Raw genomic sequence first — 17,255 nt, 5'->3', positions numbered from 1 at the left:
AAGTAAACAATGAGATAAGTGATGTCTATCTGAGATCACATCCCGGTGCCATTAGTGCAGCTCTCGGTGTTTTATCGTCTGCTATATAACATTCTGCAAGCTTCCACATCATCTGCAAAAGAATTTCAAAGGAAATCCACTTTTGCTTTTCCGCAGCCTCGTATTCAACACTCCCAGAAGTAACCAACGGAAGCTCAGACAGCTTGGTTGAATAAAATTTAGGAATTTGATTTAAAGCATTCACAGCACTTTCAGATTCCCTTTTTTCTTTCGCAACAACCTGATTTTATTTCCAATGATAACGTTCAATGGCTTCACCTCTAAATTAAAGTAAAGAGCGCTCTTTCTGATTGGAATATAGAGTAGAGTATCCCAATGCAAAACAACCGCTTAATTGATTAAAAATCAACTCCAAGTTGAATATAGGAAGAGTAATCTGCCCAGTGCGATTGATAATAAAATCACTTCGCATGACATGCGGCATGACTGGGGGGATGCTCATGTAGTTTGGTTTTTGTTGTTGATTAGCTAGACTCCAAGAGTAGCATCGATTAATCTGGATAAGTGGAAACCGGATTTTGCTTGAATTGTGGACTTGAAATCCATGTGTAGAGAAAAAAAGAAGCTCTCCTGAAGTTCAATTGAACTTTGTGGAAGGCTTTTCTTAATTAGAAAAAAGGAGGCTGGCTATGACTTATTCACAGATCTGGAACAACTCAGGAAATGAAGCCGATATTCTCTATTTGGAACAGCAGATTAAGGACATCAAAAAAGAAATAAAACGAGCGGAAGCCGCAGAGCTTCAGGAAATATTGGATCAAGCGAATCGCAAGCTGGCTGAACTGGAAGCGAAGCTGGATGAGCTTGAGGATTAGGGATATCAACCGGGTTGGGTCGGTTATTGCGGATAAATTATCAATACCTATTCAACCAGTTGTATATCAGATTGAATACCGCCCCAAAATCTTGCGAAGCCAATAAGCCATAACGGTCACTGGGGTCCATGAGCTACGCTTATTCTGCATGTATTGATCGTTGATAATATAAGTCCGAGTGGAAGTAGGGCTCTTCAGACCGAACTTTTCCCACTTCGCCGGATCATTCGAACCTCCGAGCCTTACAAGCATAATCGCCGACTCACTATTTATTTTAGCCGGAATTTGTTCGTATGCTTGGGTGATTTGCACATGAAATTCGTCGATCGGATTGCGGCTAGCAAGGCTCTCCAAGTGGATGCCTTCGCGAAGGTAAGAAACGTATGCCAGATGGTCAGCCCAGAACTCGTCGATATAAAAAAGCCGGACCCGCTGCTCCGAAGGGCTCATCAGTTTCTCGCCTTTCAAAATTCCAAGCCGCTCCTCGTATAGAATTCGCCTCTGATCTTCCACCATATCCGAATAACAGTTCAGTTCCTGGCAGATATCGAAGTTTTGGCCCATAATAACGCGCTGAATATGCGTGATTTTGCTGCGGAACACCGACTCTTCGAGAGCCTCATCCTGCCTAGGAGCGCGAATCACTTTATTGATGCCGAACCGAAGCATCAACTCGTCCTCCAAGCTTACGAAAAATGCGGAAGCCCCCGGGTCGCCTTGGCGACCAGAACGCCCACGCAGTTGGTCGTCGATCCGCATGCTTTCGTTCACATGTGTACCAATCACGTACAACCCGCCCAGCTTGGCGACAACTTCTGTTTGCGTGGGGTTGCCGCCGCCGAGCCGAATGTCGACGCCGCGTCCCGCCATATTCGTAGACACCGTCACGGCGCCGATTTCTCCCGCTTTGGCGATGATCTCGGCTTCTTTTGCGTCGTTTTTCGCATTCAGAACATGGCAAGGTACGTCAGCAACCGCTAGCGCCTCCGCCAGTATGTCAGACTCCTCTACGCTTGACGTACCAATGAGAATTGGACGTCCCGTCGCATGGACGGACGAAATCTCTTGTACAAGCGCCTTAAGTTTGGCTTCTTTATGGGTATAAATCCGGTGCGGATAGTCTATTCGTATGTTTGGCCGGTTCGGCGGGATTCGCACGACCTGAAGCACATAAATATCTTCGAATTCCATTGCGGAGGCGTGCGCGGTAGCCGTCATTCCGCAAATCCTCGGATACAGGCTAATGAAGTGTTGAAGGGTGATCGTCCCGAGAATTTTCCCGCCGGCTTTCGACAGTAGCCCTTCTTTGGCCGCAAGCGCGGCTTGTAGCCCTTCCGGCAAATGCCTGTTCTCCGCCACACGGCCGGTATATTCGTCGATCAGCTCGATATTACCATCCCGTACGATGTAATCGACGTCGTTTTTCAATAACAATTCCGCATGCAGCGCGCAATTTAACGACATTAACAAATGACTATTATGGCTTTCGTACAAATTGCCGCATCCCAGTAGCGATTCCGCTTTCGCAGAGCCAGCTTCATTTAAATAAACGTTCCGCATGAACTCGTCGAAGTCGTAATACTCTACTTGCGAGAGCTGGTGAGCCACTTCTGCGAAACGAATGCCCTCGTTTCCGTCGTTGCCGAAAGAGCCCGGTTCGCCGGCGATGACTAGCGGCACCCGCGCTTCGTCAAGAAGCAAAGAATCCGCTTCGTCGACGATGACGTAGTGGAAAGGACGATGCACGGTATCGGCTTCGTTTAATGCGATCGTGTCGCGCAAATAATCAAATCCCGCCTCTTTGGCCGTAACATAGGTTATATCCGCGTCGTACGCTTCCCGTTTCTCGGACAAGCTCATGCCCGCTTGAACCGAGTTTACCGTTAGCCCGAGGAAACGATAGATCGGGCCCATCCACTCCGCATCTCGATTTGCCAAATAATCGTTAAAAGTCAGGACATGAACGCCTTCGCCGGTTAGCGCATTTAGATAAGCAGGCATAACAGCAGAGAGCGTTTTTCCTTCGCCTGTATGCTGCTCGATCAAAAATCTCTCGTGCAAAGCGATGGCAGCCATGATCTGGACATCGTAAGGCTGTAATCCGAGCTTTCTCTTCGCTGCCTCGCAGACTAACGCATATGCATCGACAAGCAGCTCGTCCAAAGGCGTACCCGATTTTGCTTCCTTTTTCAGCCGGAGGGATTCCGCTTGAAGCTGTTGATCGTCCCATGCTTCCAAATTCCGTTTCCTAATGAGCTCCGCTTTGTCCTGATAGACTTTCAGCTTATTCTGGTTATCGCGGTCTTTGAATTTATGCATCAACTTGACGGCTATATTCATAGGAATTTGATCTCCCCTCTATAGAAATACGCTTAGAACAATATTTGCGCTGATCTGTCACCCATCAGGTTCAAATCCACTTCATATAAGCAAAACCATATACCGCACCTACCGCTATCACCGTGCTCCAAAACGCAAGGCTGACCGCCATCCAGCCGAGGACGCGTTTTGGCAAAAAACCGAGCCAAGCGCTATTGCAGCGGCTATGTCAGTGCCCGCGGCGAGGGGGGCTAGAAGAGCCAACACGGGAGGCCATATCGTTCCCAAAGTCTCCTTTGCCTTGGCCATCCTGCGTTTTTCCCGCCAGGCTGAAACCTGCCGAGAGAAAATGCATAACACGATAACAGTTAACAGTTAACAGGTTGCCGGCGAATCCGATGATGCCTACTCCAATCGGAGATAAACCCCACGAAATGCCTAGAGGTACGACAAGAAATACATCGAGCCAAGGGAGCGCAGCGAGAACAAACAAAACCACATACTTCCAAACAGCAGCGTCTATTTGACTTCCCCAACTCACCACGGACTGTCACCTACCCGTTTTAATAGAATCAGACGCGGCTATACTGCCTGATTTATATTTATAGTAAGCTTCAATGTTTGAGGTTTCGAAGAACTGATGAGCATTAATATTAGAAGTAATGGAATCGGCGATATCTAAAAAGCGTCTGATGTATCTCAAATAGTTAGATATAGAGGATTGCACCATTTCTTATTCAGAGTTCAGATACTCTTCGAAATCTAATAACCAATTTTTTCCTTGGATTCAATCTACCAATAAATTCTATTAAATGCAATTGGGACAAATGATAGTGACTATTGAAACGTGAATCAATATTACTTCCTCAGTATTTCAATCTTAAAACTCTAAGCATTCAACACCAGCTTATTTCGGTTGCTATAAGGTGGATACTTCTGGGTACTATGCAACTATTTTCTTCGAGTTCTTGTTTGCAGATTGTTTGCAAAAGAACCTAAAAAGGACTAAACTAGGCAGCTTACTCATCACCCAGTCCAGTCCACAAAACTACTTATCCAAATCCCTCGCGGCCCTATTCTTCCCCAGTAGCCACCGGATTCCCCTCATAACTAATCCAGTCGCTCCAGCTACCCTCGTATGTTATGACGTCGGATTATCATGACGCCTATGTTACAATAGGGTGACAAAGGGGGAGTAATTATTGAGAAAACAAAAAATCGTGATTATTGGCGCAGGGATTATCGGGGCGTCTATGGCCTATCAGCTGGCCAAACGAAATCAAGATGTAACCGTTATTGAACGACACCCCGCCGCGGCGCGTGAAGTCACGGAAAAATCTTTTGCCTGGATACATACGACGCATAGGGTGGCTCCTGAATACTGGCATTTGTACGATGCGGCTTGTGAAGAATATCATGCGATTCAGCAAGAGTTGTCCGAACTGCAAATTCATTGGCACGGAGCGTTGACTTGGGGCAATCCGACCCTAAGGGAGCAACTCCGCTTTCAAAAATTAAACCGGGAGCAGCTTGAGGCATTGGAACCGAATCTGGAGGAATATCCGGATGAAGCGATGTTTGCCAGTGAAGAAGGTGCGGTGGATCCGATAGGGTTAACGGAGCTGTTGTTGAGCAAAGCGCGGGAGTACGGAGCAAAGGTTCAGTTCGGTACTAACGTTACACAGCTGCAGCAAGAAGATTCCTGCCTGGTCGGCGTCCATACTTCCAAGGGTTTTTTGGAGTCGGATGTCGTGGTATTGGCCGCAGGCACGGGCGTACCCGAACTTTGCGACCCGTTAGGTTATCCCGTGCCGGTAACGCCGTCGCCTTCCATTCTGATTCGAATGAAAACTGCGAATAGGCTGATACGCACATTAATCTCAAATGCGCAATTTGAAGCGCGTCAACTGACGGATCATACGTTGCTGGCTGCGGAAGATTATATCGACGAGTCGGAGGAAAACGGGCCAGAGGCGGTCGGCAAGCGAGCGTTCGAGACGTTGCGGCGCAGTCTGAAGGGCGGGAAGCAATTGAAACTGGAAAGCATCAAGGTCGGGATGAGACCAATGCCTGAAGACGGCTATCCGATCGTGGGCTTCCATGATCATATAAAGGGACTTTATCTTACGGTGATGCATTCTGCGATTACGCTGGCGCCGCTGATTGCGCGTCTGGCTGCAAGTGAAATAATCGATCGGGAAGCAAGAAGTGAATTAGACCCTTGTCGACTCTCCCGATTTAAGGACCACTTAAGGGATGATCCCGCTGTTTCTCGCGCGTGAGGTTGTGAATCAAGTGGAATCGCATGCAAGTGAGGCGCTGTAGAGCAACATACAGCTCCAGCATAACGATGGTGGTCGTCCGACATGAGCAAAATCGCAGTGTCTTTCAACTTTCAAAAGTTGGGGGACCAGAATGTAGAATACAAAACTCCCCAAAATCAACATTACCGTTTTGTAAGTACGTTCACCCCCATTCGTTGACTTCGTGTTGCCCTCGATACTCCTGGACACAAAGCAAAGGAGTACATCATCACATGAGCGACGACGTACTCCTTGTCACAACCTGTATAACTGCTTACGCCTTCTCCTCTTCTCCCGTCGCGACCGGATTCTCCTCATAGCTAATCCAATCGCTCCAGCTTCCCGCATACAATTTTACTTTCGTAAATCCAGACTCTACGAGTCCGAGGATATTGGGACAGGCAGTAACACCAGAGCCGCAATAGACGATGATTTCTTGATCTTTCGGGATATCCTTGAAATGTGCTTGTAGTTCATCCGGTGACTTCCAAGCACCGTGTTCATTCTTAAGTTCTTTCCAGAATCTATTAATAGCACTTGGAATATGACCTGCAACAAGATCGATAGGCTCTTCCAACCCTAAGTATCGATTAGTTTCTCTGGAATCGATAATAAGAGAAGTGTGGTCAAGTGTAGACGTTCTCACTTCTTCCATAGTAACAACCATGTCATGTTGAATGTGTGAAGTGAAGGACTGAGGTATTCGAATAGGTTGCTTATTGGTCAGAGGATAACCTGCTTGTTTCCAATCCGTGAATCCTTCATTCATGATATATGTCTCGGAATGACCAATATATTTAAGAAGCCACCAGAGGCGAGAAGCCATGGCACCACCTTGATCATCATAAGCTACAATTCGTGATTCGTTATTAATTCCTGCACGTTCAAGGGTTTTTCTGAAGCTTTCCATATCAGGTAGGGGATGTCTACCACCATGTTCTTCAATTGGACTAGAGAGGTCTGTCTCTAGATCGAGATAAATTGCACCGGGAATATGTTCTTCCTCATAAGCAATACGTCCAGCTTCGGGTTGTCCCATCACAAATCGGCAATCTACAATGACAAGATCTGTTTCATATAACCTAGCAAGTAACCACTGTTTCGAAATGATAGAGGTCATGATTTGACACCGCCTTTTAACGTTATTATGATAAATATAAATACTAGTAAACTTTGGGTATATTCTTTATATTAAGTGTAATATAAAGAGGACTACAAATGCTAGTTAACGCTTCCGAAGTAGTTTTGACGAAGCATTAACTGTAGTATCGCTACAAAACTTTGTAATGCTTACGAAGTAGTTTTGACGAAGTATAATTCCAAGTAACGCTACAAAACTTTTAGGAGGTTCACTCACATGCCAAATAACTTACAAGCTACAACGACACTTCACAACGGAGTGAAGATGCCATGGTTCGGATTAGGAGTATACAAAGCACAAGATGGTGATGAAGTTATTCAAGCTGTGAAAACAGCGATTAAGAATGGCTATCGCAGTATTGATACAGCGGCTGTATACAAAAATGAAGAAGGCGTAGGTCAAGCGGTACGTGAAGCCTTGGAAGAATCGGGACTATCACGTGATGATCTATTTATTACCTCCAAGGTATGGAATTCTGATCAAGGATATGAATCTACATTGGCTGCTTTTGAGACTACGATGACGAATTTAGGATTAGAGAAATTAGATCTATATCTTGTGCATTGGCCAGTGAATGGGAAATACAAAGACACTTGGAGAGCGCTAGAGCAACTATATAAAGATGGACGTGTACGTGCCATTGGCGTAAGTAACTTTCATGTACATCACCTACAGGATCTTTTGCCAGATGCGGAGATCAAGCCGATGGTCAATCAAATCGAGTATCATCCTCGTTTAGCTCAACTGGAATTACACACATTCTGTAAGGAACAAGGCATTCAATTAGAAGCATGGTCACCACTAATGCAAGGTAAATTATTGGACAATTCCACACTACAAGAGTTAGCGAACAAACTTGGCAAATCGGTTGCTCAAGTCATCTTGCGTTGGGATCTCCAGAATGGCGTTGTCACGATACCTAAGTCTACTACAGAACACCGTATCATTGAGAATGCAGATGTATTCAACTTTGAATTGTCAGCAGAGGATATGGAGCAGATCAACGCCTTGAATGAGAATCTCCGTACAGGTCCAGATCCTGATAATTTCAATTTCTAAACTCGCTACACTAACAATCTAACTCATACGGACTTGCAAACTCTATTTGTAAATGTACGTTATGAATCTTAGTAAAGATATGGATGATCGTCCTCTAATGAGGACGGTTTTTTCTGTTGTTCCCTTATTTTTACTGTTTGGATAATTGGGTTTATAGTATTCTTTTAATAGGAAACAAATTATTGAAATATTGGATATAACATCCTACAATATTATTTACAGGGGGATAACGATGACTAGTAGCAACACACAATTAAAAGAAAAATTGATTCAAATCGAGAAAGATGAATATAAAGTACCGGTGTCTTTGAATGCATTCGAGATCGGATTGGAAATGATGAAGTATATCGGTGATGTTGATTCTGAATTGCGTGATAATCTGATCTATTCGACGTTTGCAGAGTGGGTCGATCGTGGTGAATTTACGGATGAACAAGTAAGAGAACTGTTACATATTTGTTTAGATGAACAACACTTATTCTATGGGATTGGGGAGAAAGAGAGTGATTCTGTCTTCACTCGTACTTTCTCCGTACTTATCATTCCACTGGTCATGGGGAAGGATAGAGAACGACCTTTTTTATCCAAAGAAGATATCATGTTGATTAAGAATAAACTGATTAAATACATTGATCTTGAGCAAGACTTTAGAGGATATGTGGAAGAAAAGGGTTGGGCTCATTCCATTGCGCACGTATCTGATGGATTTGAAGCGATTGCGCGATCTCCTTTTCTAGAAAAAGAAGACTTGATTGATATTTTAAATGCCATTCAACCCAAGTTTCTTGTGAATAACTATGTATATATTCATAAAGAAGATGAACGAAATGTTAGTGCAATCATAAGTGTATTTAATCGAGAGTTACTGGAAGATCATGAAATTACGAGTTGGATTCAAAGCTTGGGTAAAAGGAAGAAGATCGGAAGCCATTCGGAAGATGATATTCAATATATAAATATGAAGTGTTTGTTACGAAGTTTGTATTTCCGAATATTAGATGACCCACAATTGGAAAGGTTCACCGTTACCGTTGTTGAAACGCTCCAGATGCTAGATAAGAAATAAAGGGGAATACCAACCATGAATGAAGAGATGATCATAACGCCTATATTTAATCAACTCAACATCGCGATTCAGTCTCTCATTCACATGAGTGAACAATTTACGGAAGAAGAACTATCGAAATGCCCGATCACGAATAAGAGATCTATGATGGAAGTACTTATTCATATTGCAGTCATATGTAGAGCAGATTACGTGATATCTTGTGAAGCTACGATTGATGAGATGAGTGAATTTTACAAGCGTAACGAACCGATCACGTTGTCGGAAATTCGTAGAGATTTGAGTGCGAACTACCAGTATTTATATCAAGTGTATGCTGGATACACGCAAGAAGAATTGCATGAAATCAAGACATCCTATTGGGGAGTATCTTATAGTAGATATGAGTGGTTATTGGAGATAGTAGCACATGTATATCATCATAGAGGTCAATTGCATAGCATGTTAGCGCAAAATGTAAGAGATCCGTTAGTCGCTTTATTTCAATAGATTTGTAGGCTTGAAAAAGAAGAACGGAGATAAACACATGGAGCGTATTGCAATCATTTCTGATATACATGGAAATATGCCAGCTTTAGAAGCTGTGCTGAAAGATATTGGGCAACGAGGCATTACTAGCATTTATTGTCTGGGAGATTTAATTGGTAAAGGTCCCAGTTCTGCCCTCGTTGTAGATACCGTGAGAGCTCACTGTGAACATACCGTTAGTGGGAATTGGGATGAGTTCATTGCATCAGAAAGTGAATTAGCTGTCGTACGTTGGCATCAAGCTGCATTGGGTGAAGAACGTCTTCAATTCTTACGCGAACTTCCGTTTGCTATCGAATTTGTCATGAGTGGTAAATTCATAAGGCTCTTCCATGCCTCACCGAGAAGTTTATACGAACGAATTCAACCATGGGACGAGCAAGAACGCCGAGAATCCTTATTTGAAAGTTCTGATCGTTGCGAGCAAGCTGTATCAGCGGATGTCGTAGCCTATGGGGATATTCATAATGCTTACATGCAGCATCTTAGGGGGAAGACATTAATAAATGTAGGAAGTGTAGGGAATCCATTGGATATGACATTGGCCTCCTATGTCATCATGGAAGGTGAAATGCATAGCATAGATCCGGCTCCCTTTAATATTCAGTTTGTGAGAGTTCCTTATGATATTGAGCTCGCAATTCAACAAGCGATGAACACGGATATGCCAACACTTGAGGAATATAAGAATGAGCTTAGAACAGCCGTGTACCGGGGACTGAAATAAACACGTAGTCACCATCTACGTCGTATTTCCATACGCCTTAGGCGAGGTTCCTTTTATTTTCTTGAACATTTTCGAGAATAATAAGGGGTCTTCGTATCCTTCAGAACGACATACGGGGGAGACAAACAGATGCAAGGTGGACTACATATCCCGTATCTTCATGGTGATTTTGTAAGCAAATGTTATCATTTGAAAGCTAAAGTGTAATCGTAAGCAATGTCTATAATCGAGACTGCGAAATATTAATTAAACAACCCACCCACCTCTTGGATAGTCCTTGAGGCGGGTGGGTTGTTTAATAACTTATCATAAATTGTTATTTATTCTCTTTACTTCGTTCAATTAACATATCTACGATAAGATCAATTTGTCCAACGATAGCAATCGGATCATAACGGTAGAATGTATCAAAGTCGTTGTAGAATAATGTATTATTCTTTATGGAATCTAAGTTCTTCCACACAGGTGAAGACTGTAATTTTTTTAATGCATCACCTTTTTTCTCAGGGTCATATGTTGTCAGAAACATATAATCTGCTGCATATTCTGGGAGTAATTCCATGGAGAGTTGTAAGGTTTGTTCGCCATTACTGTCTTTATGTGGTTTGTTTAACTGTAGTGCATTATACAATACTTGACCTGCACGTCCAGCATTGTCTCCAAAGATCCAGAGTTCGTCTTTATCGGTCAGTTCATAGATGCCGAATGTAGCATTCTTATCAATGACACCTTCAAGTTTGTCACGACCTTCTTTAGCTTTCTGCTCAAAATTAGCAATGAATTGCTCAGCTTTTTCTGAATCACCTACGATGTCACCGAAGAATTTAACAGTTTCAGTAATGTTAGAAGTAGTACCATATGGAATGTGTATCGTTGGCGCAATTTTGGATAACGCCTCATAGTTCTCATCATACATAACTACAATTAGATCGGGTTGTAGTTCCAATACTTTCTCAGGATTAACGGGTGTACCCACATCTTTCGCGTCTTTAAGTAAATCGGTTAAAAAAGGGTTATCAAAAGCTGTAGGTTCAACACCAACAACATTAGCACCCACAGAGAGCAACTCACCAGCATAATAATCCGTGACGATCCGTTGAGGTTTGACAGGTATTTCAACTTTTCCCTTAGCGGTCTCATAGGTTCTTAAAGCAGCAGGTGCCTCCGTCACTGATTCAGATGGGGTAACCTTTTCTTCCTTAGGAGCATTACTCGTTGCATTGTTCTTCCCTCCACATGCCGTTATCAACATGGATAGTATTACTATTAGTGTTGCAACGAAAAATAATGATTGTTTCTTTAACATGATGAACCTCCTAGAAGATATGTATAATTATTGATAATGGGAATCATTATCAGTTAGAACTATAACAAACACCTTATTTTGTGTCAATACAGCTAATGAAACAATTATTTCCTTCTATCCGATGGCTGCTGCGATCAGTGCTGCGACCATTGTCCTCACGCTGAGTCTTAGCCCAGAGAATTATCAATTCGTAGCCTCTTGGATAGCAGGTAGTATTTGTAGGAAGGACAATTTGGGGAAAGTGACCTATCTACAAGTCATTTTTAATCTCTTGGGATTCTTATTTCATATGGTATGAAATTTTTCATGGAAATCATTACATGTTCAAAATCTTTAATTTTAAATAAAAATGGATTGACTCTAGCGTTCAAACCATGATTATATTATATAGACCAATTGTTATAATGAGAGGAGTAGAACGGTGACAAAGAAGTCAAATTCACGTGAAATGATTGTGGACACTGCTTCAAGGCTTTTTTTCACACAGGGTTATCATGCTACTGGATTGAATCAGATTATCAAGGAAAGCGATTGTCCCAAAGGATCACTTTATTATTATTTCCCTGAAGGGAAAGAGGGACTTGCTTCGGAATGTATTGAGCATACACGAGTAGTGGTATTAGAAAAGTTAAATCAATGCTTTGCAAATGCGAGTAATGCAGTAGAAGCGATACAAGCATTCATTCAGAGTGTGGGTGAAGAGGCTGTTGAGTCTCAGTTCGAAGGATTTATGCCGTTTAGCTTTTGGGCAGCTGTAGAAACATCATGTATAAGCATGAACCTGAGAACAGATTCACAAGCTGTATTTAAAGACTGGCAAGATCTTATAGCCTTAAATCTTCAAAAGGAGGGAATGGTAGAAGTCAAATCCGTCGAGGTGGCTTCCATGGTATTATCCCTTCTTGAAGGAGCACTTATACTTACCCTTACCAATCGAAATGAGCAAACGCTCATGAGCGCATCGAAGTACGTAGCATATTTAATAAACTAAATAGAGATAGAGAATATTAGGAGGATGGACTGTTTGGAAGCAACCATGCAACAAGAAACAACACAAATAGACCCAAAGAAAATCAAGGCATTACCAATACTTATTGCATTATTATTAAGTGGATTTATCGGGATGTTCAGTGAAACAGCATTAAATGTCGCGCTTAGTGACTTAATGCAGCTGCTTAGCATTACACCAGCAACGGCACAATGGTTAACGACAGGATATCTATTAACACTAGGTATGCTAGTTCCAGTCTCAGGAATGCTATTACAGTGGTTTACAACAAGACAGCTGTTCGTCACATCGCTTGCTTTCTCCATATTAGGTACATTAATAGCAGCATTAGCTCCATCTTTTGAGATGTTGCTTACGGCAAGAGTAGTTCAAGCGGTAGGAACGGGATTGTTACTGCCACTTATGTTTAATACGATATTGATTATTTTTCCAGCAGAGAAACGTGGCGCTGCAATGGGAATGATTGGTCTAGTTATTATGGTTGCACCAGCCATTGGGCCAACGATCGCAGGACTTCTTATTGAGAATTTAAGTTGGCATTGGATCTTCTGGTTGGCTTTGCCATTCCTTATTATCTCTTTGGTGTGTGGAATTCTATTTATGCAAAATGTAACTAAGATTACTAAGCCAAAAATTGATGCATTATCTATTCTTTTGTCATCTGCTGGTTTCGGTGGAATCGTATTTGGTTTTAGTAGTGCGGGTGAAGCTGCAGGATGGAGTAGCCCTAAGGTTATTATTTCCATCATTATTGGCGTCGTTTCTCTAGCGCTATTCGGAATTCGACAAAAGTATATGAAACAACCAATGATAAATCTACGTGCATTTAAATTTCCAATGTTCTCTATGGGAGTTCTTATGGTATTCCTTTGTATGATGGTTATCTTATCATCCATGTTGATCCTTCCGATGTATTTGATACGAGGTCAAGGTTATACTGCATTCAAAGCCGGTCTAATTCTTCTTCCGGGTGGTATTATTAATGGAATTATGTCACCCATTATGGGACGGTTATTCGATAAATATGGACCGAAGTGGCTTGTGATTCCGGGTCTTGCCATTGTTAGTGTTACACTTTGGTTCTTCTCAAGCATCTCAGCAACTTCTACCATCGCATTCATTATCGTGCTACACAGCACATTAATGATCGGGGTTTCGATGGTGTTCATGCCAGCTCAGACGAATGGGATTAATCAACTTCCTCGAGAACTTTACCCTGATGGTACGGCGATCATGAATACGTTGCAACAGGTAGCTGGTGCGATCGGTACAGCACTTGCTGTTAGTATTATGGCAGCGGGGCAGAAGAGTTATATGAGTGGTATCACGAATCCTGAGGATCCATCGCATATGCTTGCAGCATTTACGCAAGGTGTACAAGGGGCATTCCTCTTCGCAATGACTATTGGTATTGTTGGTTTTATTATCGCTTTCTTTATCAAACGTGTCATTGTTCAACACCAGAAATAAATGTAATGGAAATTCAAAAGGCTCGCATGTAACTTATGCGGGTCTTTTTTTGTGCGGAAATCAGAAATTTAGTGGAAATCATAGCGTTGAAGGTAGAGAGGGAGGTTGATGGAAAGGGCTCATATGTTATGACAATGCTGAAGCATAAATTGATATGAGAAAGTTAAAGCTATATTCGGAATGATCAGAGTAAATGCATTGGAAAAAAATATCATTACTATTATAATTTAATAGTGATTAACCCTAAAATCAATTCTTGATGGAGCGGAAAATGAATAGGGTTGGTGTGGGGTTATGATCCATAATTTTTATAAAAACCAGGAGGTAATTGTTCATGAAATTCTTTATCGATTCGGCAAATGTAGAGGATATCAAAAAGGCGTATAAGATCGGAGTTCTTTCTGGTGTTACAACTAATCCGTCTTTAGTAGCAAAAGAAGGTGTGAAGTTTGAGGATCGCATTGAAGAAATCTTGAAATTAGTTCCTGAGGTTGAATCTGTATCTGCTGAAGTAACACCGGATGCTATCACGGCTGAAGAAATGATTGCTGAGGCAAATGAACTCGTTAAGATTAATGGTGGAGACAAGAATATTACGATCAAAGTTCCTATGAATATTGCTGGTCTTGAGACTTGTCGTTATCTAAATCAAAAAGGAGTTAAAACCAATGTCACCTTAGTGTTCACTGTGAATCAAGCACTTCTTGCTGCTCGTGCCGGTGCTACATATGTATCGCCTTTCTTAGGTCGGTTGGATGATATTTCTGAAGACGGCGTGTTGTTGGTATCTAAAATTGCAGAATTGTTCCGAATACACAACCTAGATGCACAAATCATTGCCGCATCAGTTCGTCATCCGGATCACGTAACTCGTGTAGCTATGGCAGGTGCCCACATTGCAACCGTTCCTTATAGTGTCATTGAGCAACTTACGAAACACCCATTAACTGATCAAGGCATGGAGAAATTTGCTGCCGACTGGGTAAAAGCACCTAAGAACTAGGATTAAATTTTGTGTTTTATAATTCACAATTTATGCTCCTACGCTCATTTAGAGATAGGGCATAACAATGAACCTGACGATACCGCATTCGTCAGGTTTTTTGATTTAGAGAAGAAAGATTTTCTAAAAGAAGGGGTCAAACATAATAAAAATACATCATATGAAAAATTCACAACAGAAAATGGAACGCTCTCTAGTCACATTACAAAATGCAACATTTTGATCTATCTATTCGTTTAAAGAGGTACATCTCCTAACCCGTTCTGAAAGAAAAAGCAACATTAAAAGAGGATTGAATCATCCTAATCATCCTAATTGGGCAACTTATGTCAGTGATGTTTTAAATTACGTTTTATTGTGATATTCTTTAGAACATATGAAATATTTACTAAAATCATCATATTAACGACAAGATTCGTCATTCATAAGGGGGACTAATAGTGAAGACCGGCAGATTAATAACACTCTTGAGTACGATATTATTGACAACGACATTACTTGGACCAGTAAACGTTAAGCAGGTAGATGCAGAAGCAAGTTCGTATAAGTTTGACTTCGGGAACGAAAGTGTTGTACCAGGTTACATAGGTGTAAGCGCAGCTGAGGGATATACAAAGATTAAAGGATACGGATTTAACACACCAGATAAAATGAAGAATGTGAAAAGCTCGGGAATAGGCGTCAACCGTGATGCAGTTCAATTTATAACTTCGGGTACAAAGAGCACGAATACTTTTAACATTGATCTTCCCAATGGACTGTATGAGGTAACTGTAACTTTAGGAGATACGGTAAAAGCAAGTGTAGCTGCGGAAGAGGTTTATCAAATTATGAATATGACGGGGAACAACCCAACAGATAAATTTCAGATTCCGATTACAGATGGTCAATTAAACCTACTTGTCACAGCAGGTGAGGCAGGAACCGCCTACACATTAAGTTCTTTGGAGATTAAACAATTGTCAGAAGAACCAGTTACGAATAGAACAGTCTATATTGGTGGAGATTCAACAGTATGTAATTTTTATCCATTAATGACCAGTGAGCGTGGTGGGTGGGGACAAATGTTATTCCGATATATAAAAAAGGATACATTTCAGCTGAGAAACATGGCTACGGCTGGACAGGCTTCAAGGGGATTCCGAAATGATGGTCAATTAGAAGCTATCGCTAACTATATTAAACCTGGGGATTATTTCATCCTGCAATTAGGAATTAATGATACGCATCCCAAGAGCACGATTACCGAAGAAGAATTTAAGTTCAATATGCGTGATATGATTCAAAAAGTGAAAGCAACGGGTGCAACAGTTATTCTAGCCACCCCGCAAGGATTAGCATCAGACTTTAACGAATATGGAATTCACTCATCAGAAAATAAGTTTTATCGTGGAACCATTCTAGACTTGGCACGTGAGGAAGGTACACATCTCGTTGACTTAAACATTCTCAGTTCAGCGTATTACACATCCATAGGACCAGAGGCAACAAGCGCTCTTTTTCTAGCTGATGGATTACATCCTACACGTGAGGGTGCAAAAGAACTCGCAAGAATTGTTGTTGAGGACTTAGGAAATCAAGGCATAGATGGTTTTTAGAAATGTTACACAAATGATGATTCAAAGTCAAAAGAAAAAGACAGCGTATTTCGCTGTCTCTTTTGCATTAACTATGACTAATCAATTATGTATTTCAAATCATTTTTGGTAAACTTTAAATCGCTATATTCTAACAGAAAGATATATCACTAAACCCCCAACCCCAGCAATAAATGCGACAATATAAAATAAGGAGAGTTTACCTAAATTACGTTTTGTTCTTCGAGTATATTCAGGATTTCTTTTATTGTTTTCTTTTGAAGTTCCAATGACAAACGTGCCAACCCCACCAATTAAGGCAATAAAGATAATGATAAAATACAAAATAGAATAAGGCATTTCAACAACTCCTCTTTTTATTTTGCCAAACGGCGATTATCCATTCCCGTAACATGTTTCGAATGGTTTGAACAATAATTATCTAAGTAGATCTGCTACAGTTTCTTCCCATCGCTGAAGTACTGGTTCAGGTTCTTTGAGATTAATACGTACGCCTGATACAATATCCGCATATTTAGCAACATCTGCACGGAACGACACTACTTTGGCCACAAAGCATTGTCGATCATGTCTAGCATCTGAGATAAACATTTCTTGTACTGAAATCTTGACATAATAAGCAACACCTTCAAAAATTACAACGAATGTGGCTTGACCGGTTCGACTAAGATTCGTTGTGGTTACAGTATTTCGCCATAAGCTAAGTCGAAGTTCGGTTTCATCGATAGCAACAATTTCACCGACACTAATCATAGCAACATGGGGAAACTGATTCTCGTCCATAGATAGAAGTAGGATAGCTTCATGCTGTTTGTCAGGCAGGTTCTGTCCATTTAATAATTCGAGCAAAG

At 41.6% G+C, this 17,255-nt stretch carries 16 protein-coding genes; 10 read left to right on the top strand and 6 right to left on the bottom strand.

All coding sequences use genetic code 11. The annotated features are described in order from the left end of the window. Window positions 1–25 precede the first annotated feature (25 nt). Window positions 26–244 carry a hypothetical protein gene (locus tag PGLA_RS15535; protein ID WP_068534287.1) on the bottom strand — a complete coding sequence of 73 codons (219 nt, stop codon included), beginning with the start codon at window positions 242–244 and terminating at the stop codon, window positions 26–28. A gap of 445 nt (window positions 245–689) precedes the next feature. Here PGLA_RS15535 and PGLA_RS15530 point away from each other — a divergent pair, with 445 nt between their 5' ends. Beyond that, the gene (locus PGLA_RS15530) at window positions 690–875 is read left to right on the top strand and encodes a hypothetical protein (protein ID WP_068534286.1); all 186 of its coding nucleotides are present in this window, start codon (window positions 690–692) and stop codon (window positions 873–875) included. 66 nt (window positions 876–941) lie between these two features. Here PGLA_RS15530 and PGLA_RS15525 read toward each other — a convergent pair whose 3' ends face one another. Next, window positions 942–3,215, bottom strand: a complete 2,274-nt coding sequence (locus PGLA_RS15525) for a preprotein translocase subunit SecA (RefSeq protein WP_068534285.1) — start codon at window positions 3,213–3,215, stop codon at window positions 942–944. A 1,181-nt stretch (window positions 3,216–4,396) separates the two neighbouring features. Between PGLA_RS15525 and PGLA_RS15515 the strand changes: the two genes are divergently transcribed. Then, complete coding sequence (locus tag PGLA_RS15515; RefSeq protein ID WP_068534284.1) at window positions 4,397–5,476, top strand: NAD(P)/FAD-dependent oxidoreductase; 1,080 nt, start codon at window positions 4,397–4,399, stop codon at window positions 5,474–5,476. A gap of 295 nt (window positions 5,477–5,771) precedes the next feature. On the opposite strand, the gene PGLA_RS15510 is transcribed toward PGLA_RS15515, so the two are convergent. Next, complete coding sequence (locus PGLA_RS15510) at window positions 5,772–6,617, bottom strand: sulfurtransferase (protein WP_068534282.1); 846 nt, start codon at window positions 6,615–6,617, stop codon at window positions 5,772–5,774. A 237-nt stretch (window positions 6,618–6,854) separates the two neighbouring features. Here PGLA_RS15510 and PGLA_RS15505 point away from each other — a divergent pair, with 237 nt between their 5' ends. The 4 genes from PGLA_RS15505 (at window position 6,855) to PGLA_RS15490 (ending at window position 10,018) form a co-directional block, all read left to right on the top strand. Next, on the top strand, window positions 6,855–7,697 hold the full coding sequence (locus PGLA_RS15505; RefSeq protein ID WP_068534280.1) for an aldo/keto reductase: 843 nt from the start codon (window positions 6,855–6,857) through the stop codon (window positions 7,695–7,697). A gap of 232 nt (window positions 7,698–7,929) precedes the next feature. Next, window positions 7,930–8,763, top strand: coding sequence for a DUF2785 domain-containing protein (locus PGLA_RS15500; protein ID WP_068534278.1), 834 nt, complete (start codon window positions 7,930–7,932; stop codon window positions 8,761–8,763). A gap of 15 nt (window positions 8,764–8,778) precedes the next feature. Then, window positions 8,779–9,252: a DinB family protein gene (locus PGLA_RS15495; protein WP_245699975.1), complete on the top strand. Its 474-nt coding sequence runs from the start codon at window positions 8,779–8,781 to the stop codon at window positions 9,250–9,252. 37 nt (window positions 9,253–9,289) lie between these two features. After that, the gene (locus PGLA_RS15490; RefSeq protein WP_068534276.1) at window positions 9,290–10,018 is read left to right on the top strand and encodes a metallophosphoesterase family protein; all 729 of its coding nucleotides are present in this window, start codon (window positions 9,290–9,292) and stop codon (window positions 10,016–10,018) included. Window positions 10,019–10,334: 316 nt separating this feature from the next. Here PGLA_RS15490 and PGLA_RS15485 read toward each other — a convergent pair whose 3' ends face one another. Continuing rightward, window positions 10,335–11,324 (bottom strand): ABC transporter substrate-binding protein, encoded by a 990-nt coding sequence (locus PGLA_RS15485; protein ID WP_068534274.1) that lies wholly within the window; start codon window positions 11,322–11,324, stop codon window positions 10,335–10,337. Window positions 11,325–11,745: 421 nt separating this feature from the next. Here PGLA_RS15485 and PGLA_RS15480 point away from each other — a divergent pair, with 421 nt between their 5' ends. The 4 genes from PGLA_RS15480 to PGLA_RS15465 all read left to right on the top strand — a co-directional run bounded on the left by PGLA_RS15480 (window position 11,746) and on the right by PGLA_RS15465 (window position 16,404). Then, a complete protein-coding gene (locus tag PGLA_RS15480; RefSeq protein WP_245699972.1) occupies window positions 11,746–12,315 on the top strand; it encodes a TetR/AcrR family transcriptional regulator in 570 nt (189 codons plus the stop codon). A gap of 45 nt (window positions 12,316–12,360) precedes the next feature. Beyond that, entirely contained in the window at window positions 12,361–13,803 is a 1,443-nt protein-coding gene (locus tag PGLA_RS15475) for a DHA2 family efflux MFS transporter permease subunit (protein WP_068534432.1), read from the top strand. 334 nt (window positions 13,804–14,137) lie between these two features. Then, window positions 14,138–14,806, top strand: a complete 669-nt coding sequence (gene fsa / locus PGLA_RS15470) for a fructose-6-phosphate aldolase (protein ID WP_068534272.1) — start codon at window positions 14,138–14,140, stop codon at window positions 14,804–14,806. Window positions 14,807–15,273: 467 nt separating this feature from the next. Beyond that, window positions 15,274–16,404: a rhamnogalacturonan acetylesterase gene (locus PGLA_RS15465; protein ID WP_425415396.1), complete on the top strand. Its 1,131-nt coding sequence runs from the start codon at window positions 15,274–15,276 to the stop codon at window positions 16,402–16,404. 123 nt (window positions 16,405–16,527) lie between these two features. Here the strand turns inward: PGLA_RS15465 and PGLA_RS15460 are convergent, their stop codons facing one another. Continuing rightward, window positions 16,528–16,743 carry a hypothetical protein gene (locus tag PGLA_RS15460; RefSeq protein WP_068534268.1) on the bottom strand — a complete coding sequence of 72 codons (216 nt, stop codon included), beginning with the start codon at window positions 16,741–16,743 and terminating at the stop codon, window positions 16,528–16,530. 78 nt (window positions 16,744–16,821) lie between these two features. Continuing rightward, the gene (locus tag PGLA_RS15455) at window positions 16,822–17,253 is read right to left on the bottom strand and encodes a pyridoxamine 5'-phosphate oxidase family protein (protein WP_425415391.1); all 432 of its coding nucleotides are present in this window, start codon (window positions 17,251–17,253) and stop codon (window positions 16,822–16,824) included. Window positions 17,254–17,255 lie beyond the last annotated feature (2 nt).

Source organism: Paenibacillus glacialis (assembly GCF_001637205.1).
In the GTDB taxonomy this organism is placed as follows: Bacteria; Bacillota; Bacilli; order Paenibacillales; family Paenibacillaceae; genus Paenibacillus_AQ; species Paenibacillus_AQ glacialis.
This window is presented reverse-complemented; position numbering and strand designations above follow the sequence as displayed.